This is a genomic window from Rhodococcus sp. LB1, assembly GCF_001583455.1.
GTDB lineage: Bacteria > Actinomycetota > Actinomycetes > Mycobacteriales > Mycobacteriaceae > Rhodococcus_F > Rhodococcus_F opacus.
The window spans coordinates 18,869-40,289 of record NZ_LTCZ01000409.1 but is presented as its reverse complement, the minus strand read 5'-3'; the positions used below and the strand labels follow the sequence as shown (position 1 = coordinate 40,289).

The 21,421-nt window shown below is 67.8% G+C and carries 19 protein-coding genes; 8 read left to right on the top strand and 11 right to left on the bottom strand.

Annotated features, from left to right (window positions below; genetic code table 11):
- Nucleotides 1-198: 198 nt before the first annotated feature.
- Both AZG88_RS40695 and AZG88_RS40690 read left to right on the top strand, forming a co-directional pair.
- Complete coding sequence (locus tag AZG88_RS40695) at nucleotides 199-2,493, top strand: ATP-binding protein (RefSeq protein WP_061041200.1); 2,295 nt, start codon at nucleotides 199-201, stop codon at nucleotides 2,491-2,493.
- Nucleotides 2,494-2,604: 111 nt separating this feature from the next.
- The gene (locus AZG88_RS40690; RefSeq protein ID WP_005249667.1) at nucleotides 2,605-2,892 is read left to right on the top strand and encodes a CD225/dispanin family protein; all 288 of its coding nucleotides are present in this window, start codon (nucleotides 2,605-2,607) and stop codon (nucleotides 2,890-2,892) included.
- Here AZG88_RS40690 and AZG88_RS40685 read toward each other — a convergent pair.
- The 4 genes from AZG88_RS40685 to AZG88_RS40670 form a co-directional block, all read right to left on the bottom strand.
- Nucleotides 2,889-4,508, bottom strand: a complete 1,620-nt coding sequence (locus AZG88_RS40685; protein WP_061041199.1) for a glycosyltransferase family 87 protein — start codon at nucleotides 4,506-4,508, stop codon at nucleotides 2,889-2,891. The two genes, AZG88_RS40690 and AZG88_RS40685, sit on opposite strands and share 4 nt — an antisense overlap.
- A 22-nt stretch (nucleotides 4,509-4,530) precedes the next feature.
- Nucleotides 4,531-6,690, bottom strand: a complete 2,160-nt coding sequence (locus AZG88_RS40680) for a transglycosylase domain-containing protein (protein ID WP_442971772.1) — start codon at nucleotides 6,688-6,690, stop codon at nucleotides 4,531-4,533.
- The gene (locus AZG88_RS54685; RefSeq protein ID WP_231914373.1) at nucleotides 6,687-7,079 is read right to left on the bottom strand and encodes a hypothetical protein; all 393 of its coding nucleotides are present in this window, start codon (nucleotides 7,077-7,079) and stop codon (nucleotides 6,687-6,689) included. The genes AZG88_RS40680 and AZG88_RS54685 overlap by 4 nt, the downstream gene beginning before the upstream one ends.
- Nucleotides 7,080-7,194: 115 nt before the next feature.
- Nucleotides 7,195-7,626 (bottom strand): DUF5318 domain-containing protein, encoded by a 432-nt coding sequence (locus AZG88_RS40670; protein ID WP_029539769.1) that lies wholly within the window; start codon nucleotides 7,624-7,626, stop codon nucleotides 7,195-7,197.
- An 88-nt stretch (nucleotides 7,627-7,714) separates the two neighbouring features.
- Here AZG88_RS40670 and AZG88_RS40665 point away from each other — a divergent pair, with 88 nt between their 5' ends.
- The 6 genes from AZG88_RS40665 to AZG88_RS40640 all read left to right on the top strand — a co-directional run bounded on the left by AZG88_RS40665 (nucleotide 7,715) and on the right by AZG88_RS40640 (nucleotide 13,476).
- The gene (locus AZG88_RS40665; protein ID WP_061041198.1) at nucleotides 7,715-8,569 is read left to right on the top strand and encodes a DUF1707 SHOCT-like domain-containing protein; all 855 of its coding nucleotides are present in this window, start codon (nucleotides 7,715-7,717) and stop codon (nucleotides 8,567-8,569) included.
- Nucleotides 8,570-8,584: 15 nt separating this feature from the next.
- Entirely contained in the window at nucleotides 8,585-9,409 is an 825-nt protein-coding gene (locus tag AZG88_RS40660; protein WP_061041197.1) for a DUF1707 SHOCT-like domain-containing protein, read from the top strand.
- 7 nt (nucleotides 9,410-9,416) lie between these two features.
- A complete protein-coding gene (locus AZG88_RS40655; RefSeq protein ID WP_061041196.1) occupies nucleotides 9,417-10,208 on the top strand; it encodes a DUF1707 SHOCT-like domain-containing protein in 792 nt (263 codons plus the stop codon).
- Between the two features lie 248 nt (nucleotides 10,209-10,456).
- Complete coding sequence (locus tag AZG88_RS40650) at nucleotides 10,457-11,014, top strand: PadR family transcriptional regulator (protein ID WP_005264441.1); 558 nt, start codon at nucleotides 10,457-10,459, stop codon at nucleotides 11,012-11,014.
- Nucleotides 11,007-12,089 (top strand): inositol-3-phosphate synthase, encoded by a 1,083-nt coding sequence (locus tag AZG88_RS40645; protein WP_005249652.1) that lies wholly within the window; start codon nucleotides 11,007-11,009, stop codon nucleotides 12,087-12,089. The genes AZG88_RS40650 and AZG88_RS40645 overlap by 8 nt, the downstream gene beginning before the upstream one ends.
- A gap of 136 nt (nucleotides 12,090-12,225) precedes the next feature.
- A complete protein-coding gene (locus AZG88_RS40640) occupies nucleotides 12,226-13,476 on the top strand; it encodes a T3SS (YopN, CesT) and YbjN peptide-binding chaperone 1 (protein ID WP_061041195.1) in 1,251 nt (416 codons plus the stop codon).
- Here the strand turns inward: AZG88_RS40640 and AZG88_RS40635 are convergent.
- The 7 genes from AZG88_RS40635 to AZG88_RS40605 form a co-directional block, all read right to left on the bottom strand.
- Nucleotides 13,473-15,695 (bottom strand): transglycosylase domain-containing protein, encoded by a 2,223-nt coding sequence (locus AZG88_RS40635; protein WP_061041194.1) that lies wholly within the window; start codon nucleotides 15,693-15,695, stop codon nucleotides 13,473-13,475. The genes AZG88_RS40640 and AZG88_RS40635 overlap by 4 nt on opposite strands.
- Nucleotides 15,696-15,827: 132 nt before the next feature.
- Nucleotides 15,828-16,019 carry a hypothetical protein gene (locus tag AZG88_RS40630; protein WP_005249641.1) on the bottom strand — a complete coding sequence of 64 codons (192 nt, stop codon included), beginning with the start codon at nucleotides 16,017-16,019 and terminating at the stop codon, nucleotides 15,828-15,830.
- Between the two features lie 33 nt (nucleotides 16,020-16,052).
- Nucleotides 16,053-16,946, bottom strand: a complete 894-nt coding sequence (locus AZG88_RS40625; RefSeq protein WP_005249640.1) for a carbohydrate ABC transporter permease — start codon at nucleotides 16,944-16,946, stop codon at nucleotides 16,053-16,055.
- Nucleotides 16,943-17,992 (bottom strand): carbohydrate ABC transporter permease, encoded by a 1,050-nt coding sequence (locus tag AZG88_RS40620; protein WP_005249639.1) that lies wholly within the window; start codon nucleotides 17,990-17,992, stop codon nucleotides 16,943-16,945. The genes AZG88_RS40625 and AZG88_RS40620 overlap by 4 nt, the downstream gene beginning before the upstream one ends.
- A 15-nt stretch (nucleotides 17,993-18,007) precedes the next feature.
- Nucleotides 18,008-19,282, bottom strand: a complete 1,275-nt coding sequence (locus tag AZG88_RS40615; protein WP_061041193.1) for an ABC transporter substrate-binding protein — start codon at nucleotides 19,280-19,282, stop codon at nucleotides 18,008-18,010.
- Nucleotides 19,283-19,441: 159 nt separating this feature from the next.
- Nucleotides 19,442-20,515 carry an ABC transporter ATP-binding protein gene (locus AZG88_RS40610; RefSeq protein WP_061041192.1) on the bottom strand — a complete coding sequence of 358 codons (1,074 nt, stop codon included), beginning with the start codon at nucleotides 20,513-20,515 and terminating at the stop codon, nucleotides 19,442-19,444.
- A 101-nt stretch (nucleotides 20,516-20,616) separates the two neighbouring features.
- On the bottom strand, nucleotides 20,617-21,417 hold the full coding sequence (locus AZG88_RS40605; RefSeq protein ID WP_005249633.1) for an inositol monophosphatase family protein: 801 nt from the start codon (nucleotides 21,415-21,417) through the stop codon (nucleotides 20,617-20,619).
- Between the last annotated feature and the right edge of the window lie 4 nt (nucleotides 21,418-21,421).

Sequence of the window (21,421 nt, the reverse complement as noted above, 5' to 3'; positions counted from 1 at the left end):
GGTTCCGGCTGGAGTCGAGCGGGCAACCGGGGTATGCCAACGACAATGGCCCACGTCACATCACCCCCACACCGGGTAAAACACCCCCTCGGTTACCTGTGTTGTCCGTCACATCGGGTGGGGGTAGGTTCGTGCCACACCTGGCCAACCGGAAACGGGGGAGATCCACTGACTCGCTCGAGAGAACTCACGAGGACGATGACCAGCTTCGTCGGCCGGCGCCGCGAGATCGAGGAAGCCCGCGCACGACTGCAACAGTCCCGGCTCGTGTCGCTGCTCGGTGCCGGCGGCGTGGGCAAGACGCGGCTGGCCGAGGAACTCGCGGTCCGTTCCGCGCGCGCCTTCCGCGACTCCGTCCGGTGGATCGACCTCGCGCCCGTCCGCGATCCCGACGCGCTGCCCTCCGCGGCCGCGGCGGCCCTCGGCGTCACCGACCAGTCGAGCCGTGCGGTGATGGACAAGGTGATCGACCAACTACAGTCCCGGCATCTGCTGATCGTCCTCGACAACTGCGAGCACCTACTGTCCGCGGCAAGCGAATTCGTCGGTACCGTCCTCGCCTCTGCGCCGGAGGTCCGGATCCTCACCACGAGTCGCGAACCGCTCGGGATCGCCGGCGAATTCACGTACGTCCTTCCGCCGCTGAGCACTCCGGGTGACATCGAGGAGTGCCGTGCCGCGGACATCGCGCCGTTCGAATCGGTGTCGTTGCTGGTGGAGCGCGCGCAGGGCGTCGTCGCCGACTTCCGCCTCACCGACGCGAACGCCCCTGCCATCGCGCAGTTGTGCAATCAGCTCGACGGGATCCCGCTCGCCATCGAACTGGCCGCTGCCCGGCTGCGGTCGCTGTCGGCGTCGCAGCTCGTCGAACGCCTCGACCAGCGTTTCGCGCTCCTCACCGGTGGCGACCGGGCGGCGATGCCCCGCCAGCAGACGCTGCGCGCCCTCATCGACTGGAGTTACGAACTGTGCTCGGACACCGAGCGGCTGCTGTGGTCCCGGCTCGCCGTGTTCCCCGGAAGCTTCGACCTCGAAGCCGCGGAAGCGATCAGCGGGTTCGGTGCGCTGACGGACACGCCGGTCATCGACGTCCTCGATCGGCTGGTCGGAAAATGTCTTGTCACCGTGGATCGTTCGACCGAGAGTCTCCGCTACTCGCAGCTGATGACGGTGCGGGAGTACGGGCACGAGCTCCTCGAGCTGAGCGGGGAGCACGACGAGCTGTACCGGCGACATCTCGAGCACTATTCGGAACGCGCCCGTCGATCGTCGCTCGACTGGTGCGGGCCAGGACAATCCGAGATCCTCGCGGGACTGCGGATCGACCACCCCAACCTCGTGGCTGCCCTGGACTGGGCCCTGCACGACGACACACAGCGGGCGGCGGCCGCGGAACTGGCCGTCGCCCTGCGGTACCACTGGATCGCAGGCGGCAACCTGTCCGACGGGCGGATTCGGCTCGAGCGGATACTGCTACGGCTCACCGAACCCACGCGGGAGCGGGGCGACGTCCTGTGGGTGACCGCGTGGACCGCGCTCATCCAGGGCGACCGCGACGCCGCGCGCGAACACCTCGACGAATGCACGGCGATCGCGACCGCGCTCGGTGACGAACGACTGCGCGCGCACGCCGACCACTGGGCGGGGATCCACGCCGTCTTCTCCGGCCACCCCGACGACGCCATCCGGCTGTTCCGTGACGCCATCGCCGTCCACCGCGCCGTCGGCGACACCGCCTCGGTGCTGACCGCGTCGTTCGAGATGGGCATGGCGCAGACCTACGACGGCCGGCTCGACGACGCCCTCGAGACGTGCCGCGACGTGATCGCGGTGGCGGACGCGCACGGTGAGAAGTGGAACAAGGCCTACGCCCTGTGGGTTTCGAGCGTCGCGTACTTTCACCTGGGCCGGGGCGACGACGCCGTCGATGCCGCCCAGCAAGCACTGCGGATCCAACGCGACTTCAAGGACAAGATCTGCACGGCCCTGTCGATCGAGGTGCTGTCGTGGGTGGCCACGTCGAGCGGCGACGCGAACGCGGCGGCAAGACTGTGCGGCGCCGCGAAAGGTGTGTGGCATCGGCTCGGCACGTCCGTCGCGGCGTTCGGCCCGCACATCACCGACGACTCGCTGTCGTCGGAGCGCGACGCCGCCCGCATCGTCGGGCCCGACGAGTTCGCCCAGCTCGCAACACCTGCGGTCCGGCTCACGATCGAGGAGGCCGTCGACCTCGCACTGGGAACACCCACCGAGCACAGGGCGCCACCCCGCGCCGAGGCGTCGCCGCTCACCAAACGGGAACAGGAGATCGCCGGCCTGCTCGCCCAGGGCCTCAGCAATCGGCAGATAGCCGAGTCGTTGGTGATCTCGCGGCGCACCGTCGACGGACACGTCGAGCACATCTTCGACAAGCTGGCCGTCAGCTCCCGCACGCAGGTGGCCGCGTGGGTCGCGGCCCGGGCGCATCCACCCGTCGTGGAGACCGGCCGATAGCCGGAGCGTAACCGCCGACAGCGCGAAAGGCACTGCACAGTCGGGAATCTCGACGGTCTATACTCCACCTCGTCGCCCACGGTCGTGGGCTCCACCACGGGGAGGCAACGCATGACGTCGCAGCAGCAGGACACCTCGGCGGACCACAGCGGGCCGCTGGCACCGCCGCCCGCCAGCAGTCTGCCGCTCGCCATTCTTGCGATCGTCGCGTTCGTGCCGTTCGGCGTCGTCGCACTGCTGCGCTCGCTCACCGTCCACCGACTGTGGGAGCGGGGCGAGTACGACCTTTCGGTGCGCGCCGCCGCCGACGCCCGCCAGTGGTCGATCCGCGCGATCGCCCTCGGCCTGTCGATCGCGGTGTTCGCGGTCGGGGCGGCGCTGGTGCTGTCGAAGCCCTAACCGGTTGCCGGCGAAACGCTGTGAGCGGGAGCCGCTTCTACCGGCTTCCGCGGCCGTAGCCAGGCGGGCAGCCACCGCGGCTGCGCATCGGGCGCCTGGTCGAGCACGCCGCCCGCCGGATCGTCGATGAAGCCGTACCGCACGAGGTCCTCGTCGGGCCGGTAGATCTGGCGGATGATGAGCGCGCAGATGACCACGACCGCGACGTCGCGGACCACCACCGCGGCGGTGAACCACTGCTCGGGGAGTCCCTTGTTGGACACGCCGAGGTAGTAGAGCATCCGCGGCACCCACACCAGCGCGTCGATCGTCATCCAGGCCAGCAGGATCCGCCGGTGCGGGAACGCGAGCACGGCCAGCGGAACCAGCCACAGCGAATACTGCGGGCTCCACACCTTGTTGGTGAGGAGGAAACCCGCGACCAGCAGGAAACACAGTTGGGTCAGCCGCGGCCGTCTCGGCGCCGTCAGCGCGATGTACCCGATCCCGACGCACACGAGGGCGAACAGCAGGAACGACACGGCGTTGAGCACGGTGGGCGCCTGACCGGCCGACAGGATGCCGTCGAATCCGGTCCAGCCGGTGAACGACGAGATGACGTTGTAGACGGAGTCCGGGTCGGCGCCGCGTTCGGAGTTGAGCCGGAAGAATTCGGCCCAGCCGCGTGGGAACAGCAGGGCGATCGGCAGATTGACCGCCAGCCACGCGCCGACACCGGTCACTGCCGTCACCGACCACTCGCGGACCTTGCCCGTGCGCAGGCACAGCACCAGCAGAGGTCCGAGGAGCAGCAGGGGATACAGCTTGGCGGCACCACCGAGCCCGAGCAGGATCCCGGCGAGCACCGGCCGTTTCCGGGACCACGCAAGCAGCCCCCCCGCAGCGAAAGCCGTTGCGAGGGGATCGAAATTCGTGAACGCGTGCACGATCACCAGCGGAGACCCGGCGATCAGTGCGGCGTCCCAGATGCGGCGTCCGGCCAGCAGCGCACTCGCCCAGACGGTGACCAGCCACGCCAGCGCCAGACCGAGCGCGACGACGTTGAAGTAGATCGCGACCTGCAGCGCGCCGGGCAGCCAGTGCACCGCATCCCACGACTTCGCGATCGTCATCGCACCGTACTGGTAGAGCCCGGAGATCACCGGGTACTCCATGTAGCGGCGCTGGGTCTGGCCGTTGCCGGCGTCTTCCTCCCACCACTTCTTGTAGGGGAAGGCGCCCTCGTTCAACCGTTCCGCCCCGTACAGGGGCACCGTGTCCGAATAGCACATGGCGACGTACTGCCGGCTGCCACTCCAGTCGAGCCCGAGCGCGCCGTTCTCGCCGACCGGCGCCTGCTGGATGCACGGCGCCTTCGCGAACCAGCCGAGCGCGAGAAACACGATCGCCAGCAACAGGATGGCGCGCATCGGCGTGAAGAACCGGCTGCGCCCGACGACCGCATGCCGTCCGACCGGACCGCCGATCACCCCGGAGAGGTCGGCGGTCAGCGGGTCGGTGCGCCCGGGAAGGTCCCGCCAATCCGCGGAACGCCGATCCTTGGCCAGCGGCGCGGGCGAGACGAATCCCGTCTCGCCCGCGTCGCGGACGGCGTGCGCGTCAGGGTTGTCGGCCACTCCGCGAGGTTACCGGTCGCCGTTAACGGGCCGGAACCTGCTGCTGGCCGTTGCCGTTACCGGCGTTCGGCGGCGTCGTCGTCTCCGGTTCCGCCGGAACGGCCGGGGCCGCCGTGGTCGGCCTCGGTGCCAGACCCGGAATCGGAATGGTGATCCCGGGCAGGATCTCCACCGGCGACGGTGTCACGACCACCGGCGGCACGAGCTCCGTCGGCAGCTGGAACGTGCTCGTCGGCGGCGCCGACGTCTTGGTCGGTGCCGGCGCCGAATAGGCCGGGATACCCGACTGGCCACCGATCGCACCCGGCTTCGGGAACTTCTCGACGTCGGTGCCCTCGAGGGCGCCGTCCATCGTGTCCTTCCAGATGTCGGAAGGCAGACCGGAACCGTAGATCATGGCGCCGCTGCTGTTCTCCAGCGCCTGACCGTCGGTGGTGCCCACCCAGACCGCCGTGGACAGCGACGGGGTGTACCCGACCATCCAGGCGTCCTTGTTCTGTCCGGTGTCACCGAGCTGCGCGGTACCCGTCTTCGCTGCCGACGGGCGTCCGCCTGCCAGGTTGTGGTTGCGCGAGTACCCGGCGATGGGTTCCATCGCCGACGTCACGTTGTCGGCGACGTCCTTGTCGATGCGGTCCTCACCGGTGTCGCCGCCGCGGTCGAGCAGCACCGTTCCGTCCGCGCTCACGACCTTCTGCACGAAGTGCGGGGCGTGGTACGTACCCGAGGCGGCCAGCGTGGCGTACGACGACGCCATGTCGAGAACCCGCGACTGGTACTGGCCGAGCACGATGCCGTTGTTGGGACCATTGCCGTCCGGCTCGGTCAGCGAAGGCCCGACGCCGGGGATCTCCTTCGGGATGCCCGCCTTGTGGGCCATGTCGGCGATCGCCTGCGGCCCACCGTCGAGTTCGAGTTCCTGACGGTAGAAGCTGGTGTTCAGCGACCGCTTCAGCGCCTCGGCGATGGTGCAGGTGCCACATCCCTCGCCCTCGACGTTGCTGATGGTGATGCCGTTGACCGTCAGCTCCGAGCTGTCGTACATCTGCGACAGCGGGATGCCCTGATCCAGGGCCGCGGCGAGACCGAACACCTTGAACGACGAACCGGTCTGCAGTCCGGCGTTCGCGAAGTCGTAACCACCGCCGTCCTCGCCGCCGTAGTACGCGCGCACCGCGCCGGTCTTCGGGTCGACCGACACGACACCGGTACGCAGGTTCTCCGGTTCACCCTCCATGTTGGAGCGCGCCGAATCCACCGCCGCCGCCTGGGCGACCGGGTCGATCGTCGTGGTGATCTCGAGGCCCTCGGTGTTGAGCAGCTGTTCGCTGATCCCCGCCTCACCCAGCTCACGCAGAACCTGGTTCTTGATCAGGCCCTCCGGTCCGGAGTCCTGGTTGCCGTTGTCGACCTGCGCGATCGGCACGTACGGCGGGTACTGCATCACGGACCGGGCGGACTGCTCGAGCGTCCCCGCCGACACCATGCCGTCGAGCACGTAGTTCCAGCGCGCCTGCGCACCCTCCTGGTTGGTCTCCGGATCGAGCAGCGACGGCAGCTGGATCGACGACGCCAGCACCGCGCTCTCCTCGACCGTCAACTGGTCGACGGGCTTGTTGAAATACGCCTTCGACGCGGCCGCGATGCCGTACGCACCACGCCCGAAGTAGATGGTGTTCAGGTACGCGGCGAGGATGTCGTCCTTGGACCACTCCCGGGCCATCTTCGACGAGATGACGAGTTCCTTCATCTTTCGCGTCAGCGAACGCTCGGAACCGACCATCGTCTTCTTCACGTACTGCTGCGTGATGGTCGAGCCACCGCCGGCACTGTCCTTGCCCAGGACGTTGTCGCGGGCGGCACGCGCGAAACCACCGATCGAGAAGCCGGGGTTCGAGTAGAAGTCCCGGTCCTCGGCAGCGAGCACCGCGTCACGGGTGTGCTTCGGGATCTGGTCGAGCGTCACCTCGGTGCGGTTGCCCTCCGGCGGCACGACCTTGCTGAGCACCGACGTTCCGTCGGACGCGTAGATCGTGGCCACCTGGTTGGTCTTGAGGTCGCCGGGCCGCGGGACGTCCTGGACGACGTACGCCGCCATGAACAGCAGGATCGGGATGACCAGACCCATCGCGACGCACGCGTACGCCGTCCGGCGAACGATCTTCCACCGCGACTTCTTCACAGCCGTCTTCTTTCCACCCTTCGGCGGTTCACCACCGCGGCCGCCGCCGGTCTTGCGACCGTTCGACGGCGGAGGTCCCGGCGGGCGCCCACCGGGACCCGACTGGTTACGCGCCACCGGGGGAGCGCCTGCCGGACGTCCGGGCGGCGGGCCCGGACGACGCGGCGGGGGACCCGGCGGACGGCCACCACCCTGCGGCGGCGGACCGGGACGACGAGGCGGCGGGCCGGGGGGACGGCCACCACCCTGCGGGGGCGGAGGCGGCATCCGACGCGGCGGCGGCCCACCAGGCTGTCCACCCGCAGGCTGTCCGCCGCGAGGTGGTGGACCTCCGGGGCGTCCCTGTGGCGGGGGGCCACTCGGTCGTCTCGGTCCGTTCGGTCGATCACCCGGGGCGTTGCTGCGGGGGGAACTCACGTACAAATCTCCAGTGGTTGTGGACCGGCTTCAGTCCTGCGTTACGTCTGTGGGCACTCTTTTGCCCGCGTCCGTGTTCGGGCGTGTCTACTCGCTCGCGGTTCGACGGCTCGGAGGCCGCGGCCGTGGCGACGAACGCCTGGGCCGTTTCGGTTCGGGCACGGTACCGAGAACATAGGACTGGACCAAATGGTTCCAGCTGCATGTCCGGCACACCTCGACCACGTGAACCGAGAACTCCTCCTGAGTGGACGCGAGACGCACCAGCTCCTCGGCCGTACGAGCCGAACCCGACACCGGGCCCAACTTGTCACCGAAGACCCAGGAGACCAGAGTCAACTGCTCCTTACGGCAGATCGGGCACACCACGTCACTGCCCTTGCCGTGGAACTTTGCGGCACGAAGCAGGTAGGGGCTGGCGTCACACACCTCCGTGACACCCGTCCTGCCCGAGTAGACCTCGGCCAGGAGTGACCGGCGCTGAAGCGCATAGTCCACCACCTGCCGCTGTATCCGCACGGAGACCAGAGTACGTGCGTCGCGTCCGGAGAGAAGGGGTCGGTCGAGTGACGCTGGTCAAACACGGTTGCCGCACTACGATGCCGGTGTGGCCTCAGGACCGTCCTCGCAGACTCGCGCACGCGACCTCGATCGGGTCAACGCGTGCAGCCGGCTCGACGCCGCCTACGCCGACGGACAGCTCGGCGCCGGCGAGTACCACGACCGCACCGCCCAGGCCATGTCGGCGAAGACCCTCGCCGCGCTGAACCTGCTGATCAGCGACCTGCAACTGCCGTCGGTGATCACCGCACAGGCACCTGTCCGGACACCGGGATCACCCCGCCGGGCGCTGCGGATCGCGGTCGCGTGCGGGGCGGTGATCGCGGTCGGCGCGATCGGTCTCGCGCTCACCGAGCAGGACGGCCCGGACCCCGTCACCACACCCGTCCCGGCGCAGGTCGAGAAGCCGCTGACCCGGCCGGAGGTCGAGGTGCCCGCGGTGGAACCGATCATCGTGGGCCAGGCGCAGCCCCTCACCCAGGACGGGATCCACGCCCTCTTCGAGCAGTACCGGCAGAAGTTCGGCGACCTCACCGTCCACGAACTGGGGTTGTACGACAAATACGCGATCCTGTCGCGGACGGCCCCGGACGCGCCCGACAAGGTCGACCGGTACGACTTCCGCGGCGGTTTCAAGCCGTCGGGCATCCGCACGCAGCGCCTCCCCGGAACCGGTGAGGTCGACCTCGCGCAGGTAAATGTGCCGGCACTCGTCGCGCTGATCGCCGACGCACCCCGGCTGGTCGGAGTCCCGGACGGCACCATCGGGCACGTTCTCCTCGCCGACGCCGGCAAGGGACCGACGATCAACGTGTACGTCTACGACAGGGACCAGACCGGCGGAGGCTATCTGCGGGCGACGCTCGGCGGAGACGTATGGCAGGTGAACCCCGCGAACTAGCTCTAAGATCCACCCGTGGCCAGCCGATACCCACCGAACACGCGGGCACGTGACGTCGATCGAGCCAACACGTCCGCACTGCTCGACGCCGCGTTCGGTGACGGCCAGATCAACGAGGCGGAACACCGCGCGATGTCCGACCTCGCCGCGGAGGCGCGGACGCTCGCCGACCTCGAGGTCCTGGTCGGTGATCTGCAACGACCCGCCGACGCACCACCGGACGCACGTCCCCCGCGCGACACCGCCGAGCACTGGTTCCCGGCAGCCGTCGCCGTCGTCGCAATCGTGGCGGCCGTCGGCGCCTTCACGCTCGTCGACAGCGACGACGCACAGGCCACCGTGACGCCCGTCGCGCAGCAGGTCGATTTCGATTCCGTCGAACCGCTGGTCGTCGCGACGCCGAATCCCGTCACGCCTGAGGGCATGAAGCTGTTCCTCGACCGGTACCGCGCCAAGTTCGGCGATCTGATCGTCGACGACCTCACCCTCTACGAGGGCGGACACGCCAGCCTCGAACGCGCGCTTCCCCTCGAACCGAACCGGATGGTGAGCTACGACTACCGCGGCGGGTTCACGCCGTCGGGAACGCCGACCACCCGGAAGGTCGACACCCCCGTGTTCGACCTGTCGACGCTGAACCTCGACACGATCGGCGGAACCGTCGTGGGCGCCCCGGTGAGCCTCAACGTCCCCGACGGAGAAGTCAGCCACATCTCGTTCGAGGCCGACGACGACGGCCCCACCGTGTCGATCTACGTGACCAACGAGTTCAGCGAGAGCGGACACATGGAACTCGACCCGTCCGGTGCACCACTGAGCGTCTACCCCTTCGGCCGATAGGACGCAGATGCCCAGGACCACACTCGCGGGAATCCGCGCCCGCGACTCCGACCGCGCCGACGCCTGCGGGATGCTCGACGCAGCACTCGCCGACGGGCAACTGTCCGCGGAGGAACACGCCTCCCGCACCTCCGCGGCGATGCGAGCGAAAATGTTCGACGAACTCGACCGCCTCATCGGGGACCTCCAGATCCCCAGCCGGCTCGCGGCCAGCCCCGTCGTGTCCCCGCGGCGCCGCCGATCGTCGCGACGGTGGGTGTACGCCGCGGTCCTCGTGGCCGCCGCAGCTGCCGCGGGCGGCATCGCCGGAGCCGTCGCGAACAGCGACATCGGCCCGTCGAAATCGGTGCCGAACCTCACGACCGGCGCCGGGCTGCACTTCTTCCTCGACGAGTACCGCGCCGAATACGGCGACACCGTCGCCGACGAACTCGGCCTCTACCCGGCCCACGCCGTCTTCGACCGGCCGTCCTCCGGCAACGCCCGGCAATCCGACTCCTATCTCTACGACGGCGAATTCGACGACTGGGGCAGCTCGTCCACCCGATCCGACGACGAGAAGTCCTTCGACCTCGGCACCGTCGACCAGGTCGCGATCGCAGGACTGCTCGCCGGGGCACCCGAAACACTGCGCGTCCCCGACGGTGCGGTGGAGATCGTCTCCTTCCGGTACGAACCCGGGTCCGACGACGGACCGCCGACCATCTCCATCCACGTGAAGAACGCCGCCGGCCACACCGGACACATGGTCGTCGGATTCGACGGCGAACCGTTCGACATCTACCCCTACGAGGACTGAGCGTCCGGGGTCGTTGCCCACCAGCCGCCGTCGGGTGCCGTCGGCCGCCGGTTGGTCGCCCGATGTGACATTCGTTCAGTCAGAGGGCACCGGTGTGACATTCGGCGGCGCCGCCGGACACCCGGACCTGTGTTAACAACCTGTGACGGCTTGTCCCATGTATCGAGCGCGCGTATCCTCCTATATATCGGTGCGATATAGTTTTGAATCGCATCACGCGGTTAGGTCGGGCGACTCAGGGGGTGGACGTGCTCGAATTGGCAATTCTCGGGCTGCTCCACGAGTCACCCATGCACGGATACGAGCTGCGCAAACGGTTGACGGGACTGCTGGGTGCATTTCGCGCCTTTTCGTACGGTTCCCTCTACCCGACGCTTCGACGCATGCAGGCAGACGGTTTGATCGCCGAGGACGCAGGCCCTCCGGGGACCGTCAAGCGTCGCGCCCGCCGCGTCTACCAGCTCACGCCGATCGGCAAGGAGCGGTTCAAGGAACTGGTCGCCGACACGGGTCCGCAGAACTACACCGATGACGGATTCGGCGTTCATCTCGCCTTCTTCAGCCGCACTCCCGCAGAGGCGCGGATGCGGATTCTCGAAGGCAGACGACGCCAGGTCGAGGAGCGCCGTGAGGCGCTTCGCGACGCGATCGGAAAAGCGAGCGGCACGCTGGATCGCTACACCAAGCAGCTCCACCAGCTCGGTCTCGAATCCAGTGAGCGTGAAGTGCGCTGGCTCAACGAGCTGATCGCCGCCGAGCAATCGACAGCAACACCTAAGAAAAAAGGAGAACCCGACCATGGGTGAGAACAGCACCGCGGTGCGCGTGGCCATTGTGGGCGTGGGGAACTGTGCCTCGTCCTTGGTTCAGGGCGTGCAGTACTACAAGGACGCCGACGAGACGGCGACCGTTCCCGGCCTCATGCACGTCAAGTTCGGCAAGTACCACGTGCGCGACGTCCAGTTCGTCGCCGCGTTCGACGTCGACGCCAAGAAGGTCGGATTCGACCTGTCCGAAGCCATCTTCGCCAGCGAGAACAACACCATCAAGATCGCCGACGTCCCGCCGGCCGACGTTCCGGTGCTGCGCGGCCCCACCCTCGACGGCATCGGCAAGTACTACGCCGAGACCATCGAGATCTCCGAGGCCGAGCCCGTCGACGTCGTCAAGGCCCTGAAGGACGCCGAGGTCGACGTGCTGGTCTCGTACCTGCCCGTGGGTTCCGAGGACGCCGACAAGTTCTACGCCCAGTGCGCCATCGACGCGGGTGTCGCGTTCGTCAACGCCCTGCCCGTGTTCATCGCTTCCGACCCCGAGTGGGCTGCGAAGTTCAAGGACGCCGGCGTCCCGATCGTCGGTGACGACATCAAGTCGCAGGTCGGCGCCACCATCACCCACCGCGTGATGGCGAAGCTCTTCGAAGACCGCGGCGTGCAGCTCGACCGCACCATGCAGCTGAACGTCGGCGGCAACATGGACTTCAAGAACATGCTCGAGCGCGACCGCCTGGAGTCGAAGAAGATCTCCAAGACGCAGGCCGTGACGTCGAACCTGACCCGTGACCTCGGTCCGGGCAACGTGCACATCGGCCCGTCGGATCACGTCGGCTGGCTCGACGACCGCAAGTGGGCGTACGTCCGCCTCGAGGGTCGCGCCTTCGGTGACGTTCCGCTGAACCTGGAGTACAAGCTCGAGGTCTGGGACTCCCCGAACTCGGCCGGCATCATCATCGACGCCGTCCGCGCAGCCAAGATCGCCAAGGACCGCGGCATCGGCGGACCCGTCTACCCGGCGTCCGCGTACCTGATGAAGTCCCCCCCGGTCCAGATGGCGGACGACAAGGCTCGCACCGAGCTCGAGGCGTTCATCATCGACGCGTAACCCACCGCGCAGCAGCTCCCGGCGAATGCACCTTTCGTCGTCTTCACGGCGACGAAAGGTGCATTCGCCTTTGTGTTCGATTTCTTGTCAGACCCTCCCTCTACGGTGACACCCAGGATTCATCGAGGGAGGCGTGATGTCCGACAACACTTTCGATCGAGAGATCGACGACGCCTGGACCGAACTCCAGGACCGTCTGACCGGGTACGTGCACGTGATGGAGGACGACGACGAACTGGTGCTGCAGTCGCAGTACGACAGCGTCGACGACGGCCTCGTCGAGACCGCCGCGTGCGTGCGGTTCTTCGCGTGGGCCGGCGACAAGGTGCGGTGCGAGGTGCCGTCCAACCGCTTCCTGCACCCGGCGCGGGCACTCACCGAGGAGGAGCACGATCGGCTGATCGAGCTCGGCTGGAACCGCCCCGACCTGTGCGAGCACGTCGACGAGGGCAACGGTTCCGCGTCGTTCTACCTCGACGCCGACCGGGAGGACGCCCAGCTGCTGGCGTCGATGACGGTCACGGTGTTCCGGGAGATCTGGGACCTTCTGCATCCCTCGTTCCTGAAGGCGATCACCGGTGGCCGGGGCGAGACCCCGGAGTTCGGTACTGCTGATGTCCCGGCCCAGCTACGTGACGGCGCCGGGCTGCGCGACCGTGTCGATGCCGCGGTCGAATCCATGCTCGAACAGGCACCGGGCAAGGATGCGGACGGCGACATCCTCGTCTGGGTCGGCGACCTTCCCACGTATGTGCGGGTGATCGAGGAGGACGCCCGCGTCGAGGTGTTCGCCCGCGTGGTCCACACGATCAGCGATCGCACGCGCACCGCGGAGGCGCTCGCCGACCTCAACCGCCAGTGGCCCGACATCAAGTTCCTGCTCATCGTCGACAACGTGGTCGCCGTCATGCGCGTCGACGGGTCACCGTTCGTCGCGGATCACCTGGTATCGGTGTTCCGGATGTTCGAGCATTTCGTGGACACCGTCGACGACGCGTTCGCCGAAAAGCTCGGTGGCAAACTCAATTCCACACCCGGCGCCACGTCCTCGTACGCCGACCACGAATGCGAGGACGAGTTCCCCGCCGCCCTCGTGACCCTGATCCACCTCGACTCGGAGAGCGGGCTCGACCCGGACGACGTCGCGGAGATCTGCGGACGCGACCGCGACACCATCCTCGAGTTCCTCCGGCTCTGCACCGAGCAGGAGATCGAGTGGCGTCACAACGCGGAACTCGCCCGCGAGGAGGAGCCCGAAGAGGCCGACATGTGCGAGGACGAGGCGAGCGCCTGGGCCAAGACGAAGGAAAGCCTCCGCGCCGCGCTGCGGGTTGTGGTGCTGCCGAACAGGACTCCGCCACGCGGCGGGTTTCAGAACCTCGGCTAACCCGGCAGCGGGATAATGACGCCCGGGAGGATTTCGATCTGGGTCGGCGCCGGGACGGGTGCGGGCACCGGCGGGACGGGCGGGACCGGGACGGCCGCCGGGGGCGGAACCTCGACGGGCGCGGGAGTGGGGGCACCGGGCGGCGGGACAACCCCGCTGGTGCCGGGTCCCGTTCCGTCGCCGCTGGTTTGACCGGTCCACGTGGGCACACCGGCTTGGCCGCCGATCGGGTCGGGCCACGGGAAGTCTTCCCAATCGGTGTCTTCGAGGGCGCCGTCCATCGTGTCTTTCCAGATGTCGGACGGCAGACCCGAACCGTAGATCAGGCCGCCCCAGCTGTTGTTGATGGCGGTGGCGTCGGCCTTGCCGATCCACACCGCCGTCGCCAGCGACGGCGTGTAACCGACCATCCAGGCGTCCTTGTTCTCACCGGTGTCCCCGAGCTGCGCCGTGCCGGTCTTCGCCGCGGACGGGCGTCCCCCCGCCAGCGCATGGCCCCGCGAGTACGAGGCGATCGGCATCAGTGCCTGACTGATGTTGTCGGCCACCGCGGCATCGAGCCGGCGCTCACCCGGGCTGGGCGCACGGTCCAGGAGCACGACGCCGTCGGCGGTCACCACCCGCTGCACGAAGTACGGCTGGTGGTAGATGCCCGACGCCGCGAGCGTCGCGTACGCGGACGCCATGTCGATCGGCCGCGACAGGTACTGGCCGAGGACGATGCCGCCCTCGGGTTCGCCGCCGTTCTCGCTGAGCGTCTTACCCTGCACCCCGGGAATGAACTCCGGGATCCCCGCCTTGTGGGCGGCGTCGGCGATGGCCTGCGGACCGTTGTCCAGCGACATCATCAACCGGTAGAAGCTCGTGTTCAGCGACCGCTTCGTCGCCTCGGCGATGGTGCACGTGCCGCAGGACTCGCCCTCGACGTTGCCGATCTGGACGCTGCCGACGGTCAGCGGTGCACTGCTGAAGCGGGCGGAGAGGGGGATGCCCTGCTCCAGCGCCGCGGCCAGGCCGAACACCTTGAACGACGACCCGGTCTGCAGCGGCGCCTGGGCGTAGTCGAAGCCGGCGCCGTCCTCGCCGCCGTAGTAGGCGCGCACACCGCCGGTGCGGGGATCGATGGACACGACCGCGGTCCGCAGTCCCGGATCCTCCCCTTCGAGGTTGTCGTGGACGGCGTCGATCGCGGACTGCTGCGCCCTCGGGTCGATCGTGGTGGTGATCTGCAGACCCTCGGTGTTGAGGGTCTGCTCGGAGATTCCCGCATCCGACAATTCGCGCAGCACCTGGTTGCGGATCAGGCCGTCGGGGCCGGGCGCGGAGTTGGCGTCGGTGGGCCGGTTGGACGGGGCGGTGACCGGGAATTCGGCCGCACTGCGGTCCTGCTGACTGAGCACACCCATCGCGACCATGCCGTCGAGCACGTAGTTCCAGCGGGCCTGCAGCTGGTCGAGGTTGGCCTCGGGGTCGAGGTAGGACGGGCTCTGGATCACGGAGGCGAGCACCGCGCCCTCGGCCACCGACAGGTCGCCGACCGGCTTGTCGAAGTAGGCGCGCGACGCCGCCTCGATGCCGTACGCGCCGCGCCCGAAGTAGATGGTGTTCAGGTAGGCGGCGAGAATTTCGTCCTTGGACCACTCGCGGGCCATCTTGGTGGAGATCACGAGTTCCCGCATCTTGCGGTACACGTTGCGGTCCGCGCCGACCAGCACGTTCTTGACGTACTGCTGCGTGATCGTCGACCCACCGCCCGCGCTTTCCTTGCCGAGGACGTTGTCGCGGGCGGCACGCATGAACCCGGTGACGGAGAAGCCGGGGTTGGAGTAGAAGTTGCGGTCCTCCGCCGACAGGACGGCGTCGCGGACGTGCTGGGGAATGGCGTCGAGGGCGATCTCGGTGCGGTTGCCCTCCGGGGGGATCACCTTGGTCAGCCCGGTGGTGCCGTCGGCGGCGAAGACGGTGGCCACCTGATTGGTCTTCATGTCCGACGGGCGCGGGACCTCGGCGCGGACGTAACTGACCAGGAACCCGACGAGGGGGATGACCAGCAGCAACGCGATCACGACCAGGCTGACCCGGCGGACCGTGCGCCACCGGTTGCGCTTCGTCTTCCCGTCCGGTGGTGGAGTGGTCGTGTCAGCCGAACCGTCGTCTACGGGCGGTGTGCCCCCCGGATCGGAGGCATGGTTGCCCGTCGCGTCGTTGCCAGAACTCACTTCCACACTCCCGGTCAGTTATCCGGTCACGGAGGATCATCGCACCCACCCGTACGTATGTTATGTGAATGGCCTCGAGTGTGACGCGCGCCGCGCTAACGCCCAGCAAATATCCATACCGACCGTACTGTTTCAGCGCACTCGATTCCGGGCGACGATCGCCAACCCCGACAGCACCAGGCATCCGAGCAAGACAAGCGCAGGAGTGACGCCTGGGTCGCCGCGAACGACCTCGACGACCGCGGCGATGAACGCCATCACCGTGAAGAACCCGAGGATGCCGATCAGAACCTCGAGCCGCTGCCGCTTCGCCACCGGATGCACGGCCGACACCTTTCCCCTCGCTCCGCTCGACCGTTAGCTCTTCACGCCGCCGGCCGTCAGGCCCGACACGATGCGACGCTGGAACAGCAGCACCATGATCACCAGCGGAATGGTGACGATCGTGCCCGCCGCCATGATCGCCGCGTACGGCACGACGTGCGGGTCGTTGCCGGAGAACCGGGCGATGGCCACGGTGACCGGTTCGGTGGCGTCGCTGGAGAGCTGGCTGGCGAGCAGGTACTCGTTGACGGTCGCGATGAACGCGAGGATGGCGGTGGTGAACAGTGCGGGCGCCGCCAGCGGCAACATCACCAGACGGAACGCCTGACCGCGGCTGGCGCCGTCGATCCGGGCCGCCTCCTCGAGCTCCCAGGGAAGTTCCTTGAAGAACGACGTCAGCGTGTAGATGGTGAGCGGCAGGACGAACGAGATGTTCGGGATGATCATGGCCTGGTAGGTACCGATCCAGCCGATGTTCGTGAACAGCTGGAACAGCGGGGTGACCAGGGCGACGACGGGGAACATCGACGCGCCGAGCACGATGCCGACCACCACGTACTTGAACCGGAACTCGATGCGGGCCAGCGCGTAGGCGGTGAAGATGCCGACGGCGAGGGCGACGACGGTGGTGATTCCGCCGATGATCATGCTGTTGACGACGGCCCGGGTGAAGTTGTTGCCGCTGCTCGTCGACAGCGCGTTCTGGAAGTTCTCGAGCGTGACGTGCGTGGGCCAGGGTGTGGTGTCGAACGTGTAGTCGGGGTCGCGGAACGCCGTCACCATCATCCAGTAGAACGGCGCGAGCCCCCAGACGAGGATGATCGCGACACCGATATAGATGCGGGAATTCTTGAACGCGAACCGCTTCGGACGGTTGCGGCGGACGGGCCTGCTCGGGAGTTCGAGCTCCGGGGCGCGATGGGTCACGACTTCGGCCCCTTTCGCTGGGCTTCCTGAGTCTCGACGGCGTTGGCGCCGAGGAATTTCACGAGGACGAACGCCACCGCGAAGATCAGGAGGAACGTGATGGTGGAGAGCGCGGACGCGCTGTTGAACCCTTGCCGCACCTGGTCGACCACGAGAATCGACACCGTCGTGGTGGCCGGGTTACCGCCGGTCAGGATAGCGGGGAGGTCGTACATGCGCAGGGCGTCCATCGTGCGGAACAGGATCGCGACCATCAGCGCCGGCTTCACCAGCGGGAGCGTGATCTGCCGGAACCGCTGCCACGCGGAGGCGCCGTCGACCCGCGCCGCCTCGTACACGTCCTGCGGGATCATCTGCAGTCCGGCGAGGATCAGCAGGGCCATGAAGGGGGTGGTCTTCCAGACGTCCGAGATGATCACCGCGAATCGCGCGGGCCACGCGTCCGACGTCCACAGGATTTCGGTGCCGAGGAGGCGGTTGGCGATGCCGTCGTAGGCGAAGATGAAGTACCAGAGCTTGGCGGTGACCGCAGTCGGGATGGCCCACGGGATCAGGACCGCCGCACGCAGCAGGGCGCGGCCCTTGAAAGTCTTGCCCATGATGATCGCCATCCACAGGCCGATCGCGACCTCGAGGCCCACCGTGACGACCGTGAAGAACGCGGTGTTCCCGACGGCCGACCAGAACTGGGAGCCGAGCGTGCCGGGCGGGCACGCCACGGCCACCCCGCTCGGGGAGGTGCACTGCTGCAGAATCCAGTGCGTGTAGTTGGTGAATCCGGCCCAGCCGCCCTCGACGAACATGCCGGTCGACGGATCGAGACCCGCGTCCTTCTGGAACGACATCACCACTGCCCGGATCACCGGGTAGCCGATGACTACGGCCAGCACGGCCAGCGTCGGCACGACGAACAGCCACGCGCGGCGACTGCTCAGCCCAAAGCGTCGCCTGTTCTCGCTTTTCTCACGCGAACCGCGGCCGGGGTCGTCATCCCCGGCCGCGGGACGGGCCGGCGCCCCACTGGTGGTCCCAGTCGGAACGGCCATGTTCACTCCTGTGCTCTACGAGCCTGCGGACTGGATGCCGGACTGCATGTCCGTGATCGCCTGATCCACCGACTTCTCACCCTTGATGGCAGCGTAGGCGTTGTCCTGCACGGCCTTCGACACAGCGGGGTAGAACGGCGTGACCGGACGGGGGACGGCGTTCTCGATCGACACCTTCAGCGTCGGCATGAACGGGTAGGCCGCGATGATCTCCGGGTCGTCGTACAGTGCGGCGCGGACCGGCGGCAGCGAGCCCATGGCGATGATCCGCTGCGACTGCTCACCCTGCAGGAAGGTGAGGAAGTCGCGGGCCGTGGCCTTGTTCTCGGAGTACGCGCTGATGGCGGCGTTGTAGCCACCGAGGGTCGAGGCGCCGATGCCGTCCTTGCCGGGCAGCGGAGCGACCGCGAACTTACCCTTGACCGCGGACGAATCCTTGTCGGCGGTGCCGTACACATAGGGCCAGTTGCGCAGGAACAGCGCCTTCCCGTCCTCGAACGCCTTCTGGCTCTCGGGCTCCTTGAACGTGGTGTCCTGGGCCGGGATGTCGCCGTTCTTGAAGTTGTCGACCAGAACCTGCAGGCCAGCGCGGGCCTCGGGGCTGTCGATGGTCGGCGTCTTGCCGTCCTCGCCGACGAACGAGCCGCCGTACGCGTTGATGACCTCGGCGGTATTCACCGTCAGGCCCTCGTACGGTGCGAACTGACCGGCGTAGCAGTCGATGTTGTTGGTCTTCGCGACCTCACACGCGGCGGCCAGCTCGGCCCACGTCTTCGGTGCGGCGGGCAGCAGGTCGCTGCGGTAGTACAGCAGGCCGCCGTTGGTGTTCTTCGGCGCCGCGTACTGGGTGCCGTTGTAGGTGGCGCTGTCGACCGTGGCGGGGAGGATTCCGGTGTTGTCCACCGCGAACTCGCCGGTCAGCGGCTGCAGCCAGCCCTTGGCCGCGAACTCCGCGGTCCAGGGGACGTCGAGTGCGACGACGTCGTAGTCGGACTGCTTGGCCTGCAGGTGCTGGACCAGGTCGTCGTGCGCCTGATCGGCGTCGTTCGACTGCTCCTTGAACGTCACCTGCTCGTCCGGGTGCTCGGCGTTCCACGCGTCGATGATCTGGCGGACGACACCGGTCTCGGTGGTGTCCTTGCCCTCGACGTACGTGATGGGTCCGCGACCGTCGAGGTTCTCCGACGTGGAGTCGCTGCCGCTGTCGCTCGAGCAAGCGGTGAGCGTGACCAGCGAGGCAGCGGTGGCAAACACCGCGGCGCGCCGGACCGCTCTCGAAATCTGAACCATGGAGTCTCCCCGTAGGTAGATGTGGATGAACCCGTTACCGGCACGACAGAACTCGCGGCACCGGCGCGGTGTCGGAACATACTGTGGCATGGAACACCGCAGAAGTCCGGCATTACCCCCGACCTGAATCGGTCACGAGCCGTTCTGTTCACCGCCGGTTCAGCTCAGCCGGTAGCCCTCGGACGCCGAGAACAGGTGCACCTGGGACGGGTCGACGTGCAGTTTCACCAGGTCACCCTTGCGGGGCGGGTTCCGCCAGTCGGCGCGGGCCACCAACTGCTGCGTCACCCCGTTGACGGTGCTGCGGCCGTAGATGTAGGCGTCGGATCCGAGTTCCTCCACCACCGCGACCTCCATCGGGATGCCGGTGGTCGACAGTTCCAGGTGTTCGGGGCGGATCCCGACGACGACCTCACGTTCGTCGGTGTCGGCACGCAGCTGCCGGGGCAGCGGAATGGTCGCGTCGCCGAGCACGACCCCGTCGGGGGTGATCGGCAGCGTGAACAGGTTCATCGACGGCGACCCCATGAAGCCGGCCACGAACACGTTGGCGGGCCTGTTGTAGAGGTCGCGGGGCGACGCGCACTGCTGCAGCACCCCGTCCTTCAGCACTGCCACCCGGTCGCCCATGGTCATGGCCTCGACCTGGTCGTGTGTCACGTACACCATCGTCGTCTCGAGGCGGCGCTGCAGCTGCGCGATCTGGGTGCGCGTCTGCACGCGGAGCTTGGCGTCGAGGTTGGACAGCGGCTCGTCCATCAGGAACACCTGCGGCTGCCGGACGATGGCACGACCCATCGCGACGCGCTGCCGCTGACCGCCGGACAACGCCTTCGGCTTGCGGTCCAGGTACGGCTCGAGGTCGAGGAGTTTCGCCGTCTCCTCGACGCGCTTGCGGATGTCGTCCTTCGCGGCGCCGGCGAGCTTGAGCGCGAAACCCATGTTCTCGGCCACCGACATGTGCGGGTACAGCGCATAGTTCTGGAACACCATCGCAATGTCGCGTTCCTTGGGTTCCTGGGTGGTGACGTCGCGGTCACCGATGAGGATCCGGCCGCTGTGGACGTCCTCCAGCCCGGCCAGCATCCGCAGCGACGTCGACTTGCCGCAGCCGGACGGGCCGACGAGGACCAGGAACTCACCGTCCTCGATCTTCAAGTCGAGCGTATCGACGGCCGGTTTGTCCGAGCCGGGGAACAGGCAGGTGGCACCGTCATAGGTCACTGTGGCCATGAACGTCGAAGTCCCTTCTACCCGGCGCCGCGCACAGGTGCGAAGAATCTACCCCGTGCGCCTTTTCGGTAGCCGCCGCTACCAGAAAGGCGCACGGGCGGCTACGGCGCCTCGGCGATGAGGGCTCGAAGCTCCTCTCCGAGTTCGGGGGTGGCCGCGACGATCCCGCTCCAGCGGCGGGTGAGGTCGGTGTCGAACTCGACGGGCCGGCCGAAGGCGTCCAGCACGACGCCACCGGACGCGCCGACGAGGACGACGGCCGCGGCGATGTCCATGAGCCGGTGGGTGTCGCTGCCGGCGTCGACGAACGCGTCGACGGCTCCCGTGGCCACCAGGACGGCGTCGAGGGTGCTGCAGCTGAGGATCCGGATTCGGGTCGCCTTCTGCGCGACACGGGTCCAGGCGTCCCAGTTCCGCTGGTGCGGGCGCAGCATCGACACGGCGGCGTCGGCGACCGTGCGGCACCCGCTGGTGGTGTACGGCGACAACTCTCGTGACGCCCACCAGCGTTCATCCGTATGTAACCACGTGGTCATCGCCTCGGTGAATTCGCCGTCTATCGCGACGGCGGCGCTGAAGCAGGCCAGCGGCACACCGGCGGCGGCGTTGGCAGAGCCGTCGACGGGATCGACCACCAGGGTGACGGCCGAGCCGACGTCGACCCAGCCCCGCTCCTCGGACAGCACGTTGACCCCGGCCGCGGTGGCGGCATCGATGATGGCGTCCTCGACGATCACGTCCACGAACATGGTCGGGGTGCCGTCCGCCCCCTGCATCGCGATCGACTTCAGCTTCTCCCGCGGGTAGGTGGCGACGGCCTTCCGGTAGGCGTTCGTCGCGGCGTCCGCCGCCGCCATCAGTCCTGAATTTGCTTCGGTCCGAATCGTATTGGTCGGGTTCATCAAC